Annotated in this window: 14 protein-coding genes and 1 pseudogene; 6 read left to right on the top strand and 9 right to left on the bottom strand. The window is 68.3% G+C overall.

Annotated features, from left to right (window positions below):
* Window positions 1-202 precede the first annotated feature (202 nt).
* Entirely contained in the window at window positions 203-553 is a 351-nt protein-coding gene (locus K7B10_RS23425) for an HNH endonuclease family protein (protein WP_308284626.1), read from the bottom strand.
* A gap of 379 nt (window positions 554-932) precedes the next feature.
* Entirely contained in the window at window positions 933-1,244 is a 312-nt protein-coding gene (locus tag K7B10_RS23420) for a transposase (RefSeq protein ID WP_229338786.1), read from the bottom strand.
* Between the two features lie 154 nt (window positions 1,245-1,398).
* On the opposite strand from K7B10_RS23420, the gene K7B10_RS23415 reads away from it, so the two are divergent.
* A complete protein-coding gene (locus K7B10_RS23415; RefSeq protein ID WP_229338785.1) occupies window positions 1,399-1,776 on the top strand; it encodes a glycine-rich domain-containing protein in 378 nt (125 codons plus the stop codon).
* Between the two features lie 232 nt (window positions 1,777-2,008).
* On the top strand, window positions 2,009-2,617 hold the full coding sequence (locus K7B10_RS23410; protein WP_229338783.1) for a class I SAM-dependent methyltransferase: 609 nt from the start codon (window positions 2,009-2,011) through the stop codon (window positions 2,615-2,617).
* Window positions 2,618-2,977: 360 nt separating this feature from the next.
* Here K7B10_RS23410 and K7B10_RS23405 read toward each other — a convergent pair whose 3' ends face one another.
* Window positions 2,978-3,178 (bottom strand): hypothetical protein, encoded by a 201-nt coding sequence (locus K7B10_RS23405; protein WP_229338781.1) that lies wholly within the window; start codon window positions 3,176-3,178, stop codon window positions 2,978-2,980.
* A 906-nt stretch (window positions 3,179-4,084) separates the two neighbouring features.
* Between K7B10_RS23405 and K7B10_RS23400 the strand changes: the two genes are divergently transcribed.
* Both K7B10_RS23400 and K7B10_RS23395 read left to right on the top strand, forming a co-directional pair.
* On the top strand, window positions 4,085-4,450 hold the full coding sequence (locus K7B10_RS23400; protein ID WP_308284625.1) for a lamin tail domain-containing protein: 366 nt from the start codon (window positions 4,085-4,087) through the stop codon (window positions 4,448-4,450).
* Between the two features lie 249 nt (window positions 4,451-4,699).
* On the top strand, window positions 4,700-5,218 hold the full coding sequence (locus K7B10_RS23395; RefSeq protein ID WP_229338779.1) for a hypothetical protein: 519 nt from the start codon (window positions 4,700-4,702) through the stop codon (window positions 5,216-5,218).
* Window positions 5,219-5,269: 51 nt separating this feature from the next.
* Here K7B10_RS23395 and K7B10_RS23390 read toward each other — a convergent pair whose 3' ends face one another.
* Window positions 5,270-6,493 carry a NucA/NucB deoxyribonuclease domain-containing protein gene (locus tag K7B10_RS23390; protein WP_229338777.1) on the bottom strand — a complete coding sequence of 408 codons (1,224 nt, stop codon included), beginning with the start codon at window positions 6,491-6,493 and terminating at the stop codon, window positions 5,270-5,272.
* A gap of 671 nt (window positions 6,494-7,164) precedes the next feature.
* A complete protein-coding gene (locus K7B10_RS23385) occupies window positions 7,165-7,518 on the bottom strand; it encodes an Imm51 family immunity protein (protein WP_229338775.1) in 354 nt (117 codons plus the stop codon).
* Between the two features lie 361 nt (window positions 7,519-7,879).
* On the opposite strand from K7B10_RS23385, the gene K7B10_RS23380 reads away from it, so the two are divergent.
* Window positions 7,880-8,101, top strand: a complete 222-nt coding sequence (locus K7B10_RS23380; protein ID WP_229338773.1) for a hypothetical protein — start codon at window positions 7,880-7,882, stop codon at window positions 8,099-8,101.
* A gap of 42 nt (window positions 8,102-8,143) precedes the next feature.
* A pseudogene (locus tag K7B10_RS41815) lies at window positions 8,144-8,928 on the top strand (IS5 family transposase); the annotation flags it as partial.
* Between the two features lie 10 nt (window positions 8,929-8,938).
* On the opposite strand, the gene K7B10_RS23365 reads toward K7B10_RS41815, so the two are convergent.
* The 4 genes from K7B10_RS23365 to K7B10_RS23350 all read right to left on the bottom strand — a co-directional run bounded on the left by K7B10_RS23365 (window position 8,939) and on the right by K7B10_RS23350 (window position 11,448).
* On the bottom strand, window positions 8,939-9,460 hold the full coding sequence (locus K7B10_RS23365) for a hypothetical protein (protein ID WP_229338771.1): 522 nt from the start codon (window positions 9,458-9,460) through the stop codon (window positions 8,939-8,941).
* The gene (locus K7B10_RS23360; protein WP_372481446.1) at window positions 9,457-9,786 is read right to left on the bottom strand and encodes a hypothetical protein; all 330 of its coding nucleotides are present in this window, start codon (window positions 9,784-9,786) and stop codon (window positions 9,457-9,459) included. Before K7B10_RS23360 ends, K7B10_RS23365 begins: the two co-directional genes overlap by 4 nt.
* Before the next feature lie 23 nt (window positions 9,787-9,809).
* Window positions 9,810-10,100: a DUF6233 domain-containing protein gene (locus K7B10_RS41325; RefSeq protein WP_229345318.1), complete on the bottom strand. Its 291-nt coding sequence runs from the start codon at window positions 10,098-10,100 to the stop codon at window positions 9,810-9,812.
* 196 nt (window positions 10,101-10,296) lie between these two features.
* On the bottom strand, window positions 10,297-11,448 hold the full coding sequence (locus K7B10_RS23350) for a hypothetical protein (RefSeq protein ID WP_229338769.1): 1,152 nt from the start codon (window positions 11,446-11,448) through the stop codon (window positions 10,297-10,299).
* Window positions 11,449-11,487 lie beyond the last annotated feature (39 nt).

Here is an 11,487-nt window from a genome sequence, read left to right as displayed (position 1 = left end):
TGCTCTGCGCGAGTCTGCTCGTCGTGCTCGTCACGGCCTACGGACGGTGCCGGACGGACTGGTCCTCACCCGCAGCCCGGCCCTGCCCCGGATCCAAGTGTCTGAGGAGGTCCGGCGCGCCGCCCGCCGGGCCGGCCTCGACCCAGACGCCTGACTGCGGTCGGCGACGACCGTGTTCTTCGCCGACCGCGCCGACCGGGTATCAGGGTGCGGGTTCGTAGACGACAGTGGTGGTGGGGCAGTCCTCGGCGAGCCCCAGGAGGGCTTGGTGTTCGTTCTCGTCGACGGCCAGGTCCCAGCGCAGCTTCGTTGCGACCCAGGTCGCCGCGTACGTGCAGCGGTAGGAGCCGTCCGTGGGCAGCCACTCGGCCGGGTCCTTGTCCGCCTTGGACCGGTTGGAAGCTGCGGAGACCGCGATCAGAGTGTCCGGCGAGCCTTGGTCGTTCGCGTATGCCTCCCTGCGCGCCGCGGACCACAGAACCTGTTCAGAGTCGTACACCTCCGCCAGCGGCACGAAGTGGTCCACATCGAGCCGGGCCGCGTCCGTGACCACGACGTCGTCGTACGCGGAGTGCCGGGCCGGACGACGCCGGCCAGGCCGAGCGCGCGCATGGTCCGGTCGACGGCCCCGAACCCGACCTCGGGCAGCAGGGTCCGGCGGATCAGGGCCAGCATCTTGCGCCGGCCATAGAGGCCTTCCGGAGCCAGCACACGCTGCCCGGCCGCGTTGGTGGTGAAGGCCAGAGACCGGACGGCGTCCTCGACCAGGGCGTCACTCACGATCCTGGCCGCGGTCTGGTTCGTGCCGGTGGCTGGGGCACACCAGGCCCGCAAGGTTCGTGGCGCGATCTTCAGTCCAGCCTGATTCAAGGCGGTGAGGATCGACTCGACGGCATATCCGGCAGCCCTCGCCTGATCGGCGAACGCCACGATCAGCGGTTTCGGGGGTCGAGCTCCCCCGCGAAGAAAATCGTCGCGGACTTCAGCACCTCGTTGACCTCACGAAGCCGCTTGTTCTCCGCCCGCAGCCGACGCAGTTCCTCACGATCATCGCTGGTCACGCCCGCGACCTGGCCGGCGTCAACCTCGTATTGCATCACCCAGCGCCGCACAGACTCCCGGGAGACACCGAGCGAGTCGGCGACCTGAATGTGCAGTGCGCGCTCGGAGGAGTACTCCGAACGGTGCTCTGTCACCAACCGCACGGCCTGGCTACGAAGGGCTGCGTCAATCTTCTTGGGCACGTGTCCCATCCTCTCTGACGGCTCACAACGGAGCGGCAAAGAAGTCAGAACGGTTCACCTGACCGACAGCGCGTTCTCGGGACTGGTGGCCACCATCAGGAGCAACAACCCGGGAATGCCGCAGCCTTTGGCCGAGCGAATCGTCGTTGAAGGGGTGGCTTTCATTGCCACCTGCGCCGCCAACCCGGGGACTCCGCTGGCTCCGTCTCCGGTCGTCGACGTGGGGTGGCACTCGGCCGTCCTCCACACCCGGCTGTACCGCGAGCTGTGCACGCGGCTCGGCGGGTTCGTCGACCACTACCCGGAGCCGCCGAAGGATCCCTCGGGTTTCCGTTCGGACGTCATCGAGTTCACTCTGGACACCATGCGCGCGACCGGCTACGAGCCCGATCTGGAGCTGTGGGCCGGGCCGGTGGAAAGCACGATCACCGTCGCGGCGCAGACGTGGCACTCACCGGCCTGCGGGCCGATCCAGCCCATGCCCACCCCGCAGTGCCTGTCCGAGCCAGACGTGAAACCCCGGCCCGCCTGACGGGCGCTACGCTGCGTCCGACGGAAGGACAGAGCCATGCCTGAGCAGGAATGGACAGACCCTCGGTACGCAGAGCTCGTTGAGCGCTGGCGCGAGGCACAGCAGCCGATGTCCCGGGACCCGGAGCCTGCTCCGGCCCGCGGGTTCATCGTGCGGCCTCCGTCTCGCTCCTGAGTCAAGAGTCCCGGCCCCCTCTGGAGAGCCGGGGTCCGTCTCACCCTCTGGAGTGAGTGTGTCCGACTGGGACGAGTACGCCCGCCGCACCGCGGCGCCGCCGTCGCCCGCGTTCTCCTGGACACCCCACCCTGGACACGGGCCGGGCCTGGAGCTGCTGGAGTTGGATGCAGGATCGGCGGTCCTGGAACTCGGCTGCGGCCGCGGTGACCGACTCGCCCGGTGCGCCGCGATCGGCGCGCGGCCGGCGGTTGGCATTGACGTGTCCGCCGTGCAGGTGGGGTTTGCCAGGGCGGCCTGGGGAAGCACGATCGACGTGCACCGCGCGGATGCCGTCGCGTGGTTGGATACGCACACCGCTCAGTACAGCGCCATGTTCTCGGCGTTCGGAGCACACTGGTTCACCGACCCGGCCCGGCTTCTGCCGGCCGCGCGACAACGCCTTTGCTCCGGCGGGGTGCTGGTGCTCGCGCATCTTCGGCCGAGCGCCTCGCCAACAACGCGGGGAGGGCCAGGGGTACAGCGTCTCGTGCTGCGATGGGAAGGAGAGGCACATCGGTGGGCGGAGGCACTGGACGCTGCCGGGTTCAGTCGAGTCTCGGCACAAACGGTCCCGGCGCCTCGGGGCCGGTACGGCGACACGGTGCTGATCAAGGCCCTGGCGTAGACGGTCAGGCCACTGGCGGATGTGCTGGACCGTATTCGCGCTGATGGCCGCAGCCTGCGTGCGGCACCGTTCCAGCCCTGCAATCACCTCTTCGTGGTCCGGGCGTTCCAGGCTGGCCAGGACTTCGCCAGCGACGGCGGTGAGAGCAGGGAGGTTCGCTGGCGGCCCCCGCTCCACCCGCACGAGGGGGTGCAATCTGCGGGCAGCGCTCGGCCGGAAACTCTCGCGATGTCGGGGTGCTACCCCTGTCGCGGCCTCGGTGGCCAGGGCCGCATCCCGTACTTCCGAGCGTACCCCGCCGCCGAAGCCACCGGTGTGTCTGTCCGTGAGTGGCAGCGATCCGCTTCACGTGGCGGGGCGTCACTCGTTCGCGCGCGGCCAGGCGCCGGTGGGGAGACCGAGGAAGAGGCTGGGCACATGGCCGCCAAGCTGATCGTCTACCCACCCGACGAGTAGGGATGGCGCCGGGTCCGCCACGACGGCATCGCCATCGGGGTCGCGCACCGTCCGGCCGACATCCGTGTCTTCCTCGCTGCCGCCGGGCTGGAGAGTGCCGAGCATGTCGACCTCACCCCGACTTCGTGGAGTGGCGCGGCGTCGGCCCCCAGGAGTGGGAACCGTCACCCTGAGCACCGAGCACTTCCGTGTGGGACGGCTCCTCACGGCCAGGCGCTCCGCGTAGCGGTGGGTGAGTGGACAAGCCCGTCACCCACCGGTGAGTGAGGGGTTCTGTAGTCACTACTGCATTTACCCGTCGCAGGTCAGCGCCGGGGGTTGGTGGGGTTGTCGATCCAGGCGGGCGGCGGATGCTCCGCCGAGGCTGCGTCCGAGGCCGATGGTGATCCCGCTTGCCGGGCCCGAACGCACGGGTCGGTTCCGGGACACCTGGCCTCGCGGGCTGGAGCTGGGCACACAAGGGAGGAAACATCGGGGGAACCTAGAGGGGAAACAAGGGGGGAATCCATAGGGGAAACAGAGGGGGAATTGCATCCTGCTTCCGCTCCACGTTCATGCAGGTCAGGCCGTATTTCCAGACCGGTGAGGTCTCAGACATATATCTCTGGAGGGGGGTGGGTGTTGGTTGTGGAGGCTGGTGTTGGGTGTCGGGCGGGGGTGGCGCTGCGGTGCGTTGTGAGATGGCCGGAGTGGGGGTCAGGGAGGTGGGCTGGCGTGAGCTCGGGAAGGGCAAGCGCGCGATGGGAGAGGGTTGTACCGGAACGGGGCTGGAGGGTTGTCTGCAGGGGTGCATTGCGCGGGGGACCGCCGGTGTGACTGGGGGTGGGACCCTGAATTCGATGATCTTCCGTTTGTCGAGGTCAGCGGCGATGGGCAAGCCCCTTTCGTAAAACGACACCTCTTTCCCACGCGATAGCCGAGGAAAAGACACCTCATGCACCTAAGCCGTCAAGTTCGGCTCTGCCGTGATGGCGTCGGATGGCATGTCATCCATCGTCTTCAGGGAAGAAGGTGTCCGCGATCTGCACGAGCTGGTCGTCAAGCCGGGTCCAGGCCGACAGCCCCGGACACGACGACCGTACGAACCGCTCCCTGAACAACGAGTGGGTGGAGATCACCAACACCACCCGCGACGTGATCAACCTGCGCGGCTGGACCCTGCGCGACGACGACGGCAACCGCTACCGCTTCGACAACGTCCGCCTGGCCGGCCGCGCCACCATCCGCATCCACACCGGATCCGGCCGCGACACCCGCACGGACCTGTTCCAGAACAGCCGCGACTACATCTGGGACAACCGCTCCGACACCGCCACGCTCCGGGATGACCGCGGCCGTACGGTCGACACCGAGTCGTGGGGTCGGCGCCACCACTGACGTGCGGGGCCGGTTGCCGGGGGGCCGCCTGGACGGCGGGCGGCCCGTTGGTGCCCGGCCCGCATGGGCGGGAACGCTGACTGGCGGGCGCGTGCGGGCTGTCGCCGTTTTCTCGGGTGGCGGCCCGCACGGCCCTGTACCGGTCAGGCACCCGGCCCGGGGCCTCGCGGTAGTTGGGCACGAGGTCATCGCAGTCGTGTGCGTCCGGGGGCGGCTTCGGGCTGTGCCGTGGTGGCCTGGAGTCCGCGAGTGGTGGAGCTGTGTGGTCTACCGTCGGGTGAACGTGTACGGGCTTGGGGGAGGGTGGGGGCTGTGGCCGCTCTGTTGGGGGAGCAGGTGTTGGATGCGAGGGTGGAGTTCCGGTCGTTCGGCTTCCAGGAGTCGGACGAGAGCGTGGTGCCCGTGCCGTTCCCGGACGATTTCAGGTGGGGTGTCTTCCTGCAGGAGCACGTCCGCCGGTTCGATCTTTTCAGTGCCGGTCATACGCATACGGCCTCGGTGACGGCCAGGGTCTGGGACGGCGAGCCCGACGCGGCTGAGGGGGTGTGGGAGGAGCGGGCGGAGATCGGCTACGAGTCGGTCACCGGCGACGTCGCCCTCTGGGGCTCGGGCCGGTCCGAGGACCTGATCCGGCTCGGGAAGGCAGGTCTGTGGAGGGTCCGCGTGAGGTGCGCGGGCAGGGCTGAGGTGGAGCGGGTGACGCGGGATACGGGGACGGCGTACGGGGTGGAGCGGTACGTGATCGATTTCTGGCCGAAGGCCGGGTGAACAGTGGGCCCGGCACGGGAGCGTGCCGGGCCCACTGCGGTGGGGCCGTGGTCAGTTGATCTTCACGATGAAGCCGTCTTCGGGGCCGTCGATGAGGCGGTTGGCGTTGTAGAAGCCGCGCAGCAGGGTTCCGCCGGCACCGTTTTGGTCACCGGGTATGGGCAGGACCGAGAAGTTGTTCCTCTCGACGTGCGTGTCGTACTCCTCGATCGCGGAGCCTTCGTAGGTGGAGGCGAAGGGGAACTCGTCGCATTCCTTGCCGCCGTCGGTGTAGTTCGCACCCCAGTAGCGCTTGCACTCCCGGACGGCGACGGCCCGGTTGCGCTCGAGACGCTTCTGGTCGAGGAACAGACGGTGCAGCGGTTCCTGGATCGTGTCGCCGGGGACGTTCTTCAGCGCGTTCAGCGGCTTGGTCGCCTTGGGGTTGGCGAACGCCTGCTTGATGTGCTCGGCCACGGCCTGCTCCGGCGCTCCGGGCTGAGAGCTGTACTCCAGGGTGGCGATCATGCTGAACGCCGCGCCGCCCTTGTTCGCGGGATTGCCCGCGCCGGTGGAGTTGCGCAGATAGGAGGCCGAGTCCCACCGCGGGGCGAACATGAAGGGCTTGCCCGTCTTGGGGCTCTCGCCCACCCAGCCCGCGGGGAGAGTCGAGGTCACCTCCGGCTGGTAGACCGCCGCGACCACATCAGCTGCGCCGGCTCCGCTGCCCTGCCCGGGCGCGTAGCGCACGGAATGGGTGTAGTGGGGGTTGGACCGCATCTCCAGCCACGTCTTGGTCACCGGCAAGGTCTTGCTCGTGACAGGTGTCGCGGCCGCCGGCCAGTCCGCAGCGATGTCGCTCTTGAGGCCGATCTTCAGACCGGAGACCCCGGTACTGCCGACCGCGGTGAAATCGGTGACGTCGTAATCGAAGTACATGGTGCGGTCGGCTTCCTTGGGAACAGTGCCCCGCACATAGACCGTGTACGAGCTGGTACCCACCGCACCGCTCTGCTTCTCCCACACGGTCGTCACCTTCAGCCCCGTGCACACCGCGAACCGGGACTTGACGTACACCCGGGAGGCACCCGCCAGATTGCCCCTGCACTCCTCCAAAGTCAGCGCCCGGGCCGGCTCCGGGTAGGACACCGCCGCCGGCGACATGAACGTCAGCGCCTCCGCAGGCTTCTCCGCAGGCGCGACGGCGGCAGGGGTGCTGGCCCGCTTGCCGTAGGCAGCCGCCGGCCCGACCACCTCCATCGGAGTCGTCTCAGCATCCTCCGGCAGCGCAGCCATCCCCAGACGCTGCGCCCCGGTGCCTGCCTTGAGCTCCGCCAGCGAAGGAGTGACAGCGCCGGGCGCAAGCATGTACGTCCGGGCGGTGAGTTCAGTGCTTCCATCTGCTGCCGCGGCCGTGGGCGCCCCGGGCAGGACGAGTGCCACCGCAGCCAGAGCGGCTAACTGAGAGACATGACGTGTCAATGGTGCGAAAGTGATGATTCCCCCCAAGGTTGAGTAGGCAAGTGATCTCGCCCAACCACCAAGTGATATCGAACATTTGACCCAATCTGGAGGGGGTGTCATGTCTATGGCGCGATGTCACGAGCTCCTTGGCTGATCACCGACGCAGTGTCGGCGGTTCCACGTGGCACCCCTTGCCGGTAACGGGGCACGTACTGCGAGCAGCCTGCAGACGGCTGATGCTGCTGTCTGGGCATGTGCGGCGGTGTGGCATCGGCTGCGGTGGCGAGGCCGGTCAACGCCCACTCCGCCGGCGCCTCTTCGAGCAACGGGGCCAGCCCCGCGCCCGGCACCGACTGGCTCAGCTGGTCACACGGCGCGCCCGTGGACGGCGGTTCCGGCCCCGCGTTTCCGGGTCTGAAGTGGCTTCATTGAGCGGGATAGTGCTGTCGGAACGGCTTGAGGTGCCTTGGGTTTGGGTCTGTTCCGCCCTCGCGTGCGGGGTTCTATCGGTTGAGGAAGCGTGGGTCGGCCGTCTGGATGTAGTGGCTGAGCAGTCCGCGGTTGTGGAAGGCGCAGTGCAGGAGAATGGCCAGCTTCGTGAGGGCTGTGAGGTCGGTGCTGGTGGCTGCGAAGGTGTCGCCCTCTGATCCGAAGTGGAGCTGGTCGGCCCTTTCGGGCATGTGGGAATGGACCAATGACTCTGCCAGGCCTTCCCACCCGTGACCGTTACTCTCGGCGCCGTGTTCCTCGAAGACGTCGGCGACTTGGTCCATCTCGAAGAGATAGAGGCAGTGGGAGCGGTCGGTTTCGCTGCCTTCGTCCAGATGAAACGGGGCCAGGGTCGATGCGTCGGTCATGCAGGGATGGTAAAGAGGGCCGTGTTCCGAGGCCGGTGCGGGTGGCCCGTCAGGCTGAGCGGGCGTGGATTCCACTTCGCCTTGGTGCGGGCGAGCCGGTATGACTCGGTGCCGGTCTCGACGATCGCGCCGCTGAAGGTGAACCGGTCGACGATGCTGGACAGCCGGGACGCCGTCTACCAATGTGCAACCGCCACGGTGGCACCCGCGCGACAACCCCGGCCTGCGGTCGGCACGCCCATGCGGCGCGTGTCCACCGCCCCCCCCATACCGCCCAGGCTGTACGTCTGTCTGTTCGTTCGGCCGCGGGCTGACCATCGCGGGCGTACGCTGTGGCCTCGATATACCTGAGGGGGCGGCAGTGGCTGAAGCGCAGGGACCGGACTGGATCAGGGGTTTGGTCGCGGTGGGACTTCTGCTCTTCATCGCCGGCTGGTTCATCGGGTGGCCGCTGAGCGTGGTGGGTTTCCTGATGCTGTTGTTCGTGGGCGCCGCCACAGCGAGCCAGCGCCGCGCCAGCGGCCAGCCGCCGGAGACCCTGCTGCGCCCGGGTGACCGGCCTTGGCGTCGTGACCGGCACTAGCCTGATCCCGTACACCCCACCGGCTACCGGCCAGAACTCTGACCTCGGCGGCGGTTGATCGACGGCATACGGTATCGGGTCCGCACCGGTGTTCCGTGGCGGGATGTGCCCGTCGAGTACGGGCCGTGGGGTCGGGTCTACGACTTGTTCCGTCGGTGGCAGCGGACCGGAACTTGGCACCGGATCATGACCCGGCTGCAGTCCTTGGCCGACGCGAAGGGTGCGATCACATGGGACCTGAGCGTCGACTCCACGGTCTGTCGTGTTCATCAGCACGCGGCTGGGGCCCGCAAGCGAGGGGACCTGCAGAAAGAACCGCCGGGCGGTGTGTTCACCGAGCCCGATGATCACGGGCTGGGCCGCTCACGCGGCGGGTTCACCACCAAGTTGCACCGCGCCGTTGAGCAGGGCCAGAAGCCCATGACGATCGTGATCACGGCCGGGCAGCGCGGGGACTCACCGCAGTTCGAACCCGTGCTCAACAAGGTCCGAGTACCCCGCATCGGGCCGGGCCGGCCACGCGTCCGGCCCGACCGCGTGAGGACTGACAAGGCGTACGCTCCCGCAAGAACCGCGCCTATCTGCGCCGACGCGGGATCCGCTGCACCATCCCGGACAACGCTGACCAAGCCCACAACCGCCAGAAGAGAGGCTCCCGCAGCGGCCGGCCTCCGTACTTCGACCCGGTCGACTACCGCGAACGTCACGCGGTCGAGTGCGGGATCAACCGCCTCAAGAGGCACCGGGCGGTCGCCACGCGATATGACAAGCTCGCGGTCCGCTACGAGGCGACCGTCCTCGTCGCGGCCATCAACGAGTGGCTGTGACCCATGGCCATCACACGGTGGGATCCACGTTCCACGTCTCCGGCAGATCGCTGCCGCAGAAGACGCAGACGAAGTCGTCCTCGCGCACGATGTTGTGCTCCTGGCAGTCGGGACACCGCCGGAACACCACCTCGTGGGTGAAGCCGGAGGGCCGCCCAAGTTCTACGTCGTCCAGAGCATGAGCGACTGCCGGCCAGGAGGTCACGTCCGGGCAGTATCCGGTGGATTGGTTGCTGACCTCGCCCACGGCCCACCGGTCTGCCTCACGCATGAAGCTGATTTCGCCGGCACTGAGAACCATGTCCCCACCAGCGCAGGCCACGTGCTCGCTTCGCCGCGGCGCCAGCCGAAGCACACCATCCGTGCCGACCACGAAGGTGAACGGTTCGGTCAGCTCTGCTGCCGATCGCTCAGCGATCCAACCGTCGAAGTCAGCCGCCGAGCGGATCGGGCACCCGCCGCTGCCAGGCCGGACCGCAGTCTTCAGCTCAACCGGTCCGACGTATCGGTAACTTCGCCCCCGCGCACTCACATCAGCCAACCTAAAGCACTTCCGACACACGCCCTAGCTGCAAGTCCTGGCCTCGCTGAAGCAGGGCCAGGACTTGCAGTGTTGTCCGCCTGGTTGCGCCACTGCTCTCCGGTGTCCGGGCTCCACATGGCCGGTCCGCCGCCGCGCCACTCGATGAGCAGCTCGTCGTCCATGCGGACGTCGTCAGGGTCGAGGCCGGCACGGCGCAGGAATTCGAGGAGATCGGCGGGGTCGAGGGCGCGGCCGAGGATCTCTCCGTCGACGCGGACGCGGCGCCCGCCCTCGGCATCCGGGGGGTAGACGACGATGCGCAGGTCAGGGGGCATGCCTCCACCGTGCCGCCCGCCGTTCACTCCGGCATCCCGAGGGCTGTGTCAGGCCGACAGTGCGGGCAGGCGGGTATCCCCTCGACAAGAGCCCGCCGTGCCTGATCGGTGCCGATGGGAGCGCAGCGCTTTCGGCTGTCCCAGCAGCCCCCGACGTGGACGCGGACTGGCAGCCGGCCCGCCCCGATACCGCGCTCGATCAACCACGCGGGCGGCTCGGTCGGCGGTCGGCGCCGCGCGGCGAGGGCCTCGCGCTCCTCCGCCGTATTCAGGGCCCGCTCGGCACGGACGAGCTCGCCGCGCAGATACGTCACGACGGTGCGCAGACGCGGCAGGTCAGGCGGGAGTTCGGACACCGCTCAGCCCCCGTACTGCGCCTGCCGCAGCACCTTGCATGCCGCGCAGAGCGGCGAGGCCCCGACTCCGTATCGGCACGTGGGGGCGTGGCTTCTCTGCACTAGTCAAGGCGAGCAAATCTGAGCGACATCGGTGGTAGCAGATGGGCGGCGGTCACCAGTCTCGGATGGAGTTCACGCCTTCGATCAGCGTCGTGCGAGCGGCGGACAGGTCACGTCCGGCAGATGTCTGCGCTTCGTCCACCAGGAAGTCCAGAGCGTCGAACAGCTCCTCGCGTTCCACGGTCTCGATAAAGGGCGAGCGGCTGTCCAGTGCGTTGAGGGCGGCTGCGAAGGCGCGCCCGATCTCCGTGATGTTGGCGTGCTGCTCGCCGCTGGTGATCTCGGCGAGGAAGGCGTCCCGGGTGCCCTTGTACTGGGCAATGGTCTTGCGGTACGCAGTGCGGGGTATGTGCTCGCGGCCGTCCCAGTCGCGGAGCGGGTTGGCAGCGTTGGCTGCGACCCATTCCGGCTTGCGGGCTCCCCGGACGTCGAGCTGCACTCCGTCTCGCACGTGGGGACGCCAGACCTTGCGCATCGCGGCCGCGTAGTCCGCCGGAATCCCGTACAGCGACACCTCTTCCAGCTTCGGGACGCGGGGCGGCAGCAGACAGTCTGATGCCCCCATCCCGAACAGTTCTGTGATCGTGATCCCCTGCAGCCGAGGCAGCTGGTTCAGGGCTGCCGCCGATGTGAGGGTGCCCAGGTTCCCCGACAGTGACAAGCGGGTCAGGTTCGGGAAGTCGGCGACGAGGTGGGCGCAGTCAAGCTGGGTGATCCCGCGGACGGTGAGGTGTTTGACGCTTGCCCGTACGACGCCGCCAGGGTGTTCGGCGGCCAGCTCGTTGGCTGTGCACGTCAGCGCGTACGGGGCAGTCCAGTCCTCGCGGTCGCCGCTGTCCCAGTGCCGCTGCCTGGCCAGCTGTTCGCCCCGCCCCCATGCCAGGGAATAGGCGTACGAGGGTCCGGTCACCAGCGGGGGCAGGAAGCCGATCACCGTGAAGCTTTTCGGAAGGAGCCACCCGTGGTTGCAGTGGGAGAGTTTGCCGCCCCAGCTGTGGTGCGTGAGTCGGAGCGGCTGCACGTCGCCAAGATCGGCCACGGTCGCCGGCTCGGGGCCGGACCAGTCCAGTTCGAGGACCGCAGCGGACTTTGCCGCGGCGTCGAGGCCGGTGACTTGCGAGGCGGTCCAGGCACCGAGCGCTTCGGAGTACACGGCGACGACGTCGCCGACGGCGAGCGGCCTCGGTGGTTGGTCTCGTATCATGCCCGGATGCTAGCTGGCTGCATCCGAGCCCTTGCGTGC

Origin of the sequence: Streptomyces flavotricini (genome assembly GCF_020639365.1) — a bacterium.
GTDB classification, from domain to species: Bacteria; Actinomycetota; Actinomycetes; order Streptomycetales; family Streptomycetaceae; genus Streptomyces; species Streptomyces flavotricini.
Note: the sequence above shows the minus strand (reverse complement) of the source record. Positions and strands in the feature narration are given on the sequence as shown.

Bases quoted from the DNA above. Each gene is read 5' to 3' on its own strand.
- K7B10_RS23405 (WP_229338781.1), bottom strand. From the start codon at position 3,178: ATGCTCGGCACTCTCCAGCCCGGCGGCAGCGAGGAAGACACGGATGTC.
- K7B10_RS23390 (WP_229338777.1), bottom strand. From the start codon at position 6,493: ATGGCTGCGCTGCCGGAGGATGCTGAGACGACTCCGATGGAGGTGGTC.
- K7B10_RS23385 (WP_229338775.1), bottom strand. From the start codon at position 7,518: ATGACCGACGCATCGACCCTGGCCCCGTTTCATCTGGACGAAGGCAGC.
- K7B10_RS23360 (WP_372481446.1), bottom strand. From the start codon at position 9,786: ATGCCCCCTGACCTGCGCATCGTCGTCTACCCCCCGGATGCCGAGGGC.
- K7B10_RS23350 (WP_229338769.1), bottom strand. From the start codon at position 11,448: ATGATACGAGACCAACCACCGAGGCCGCTCGCCGTCGGCGACGTCGTC.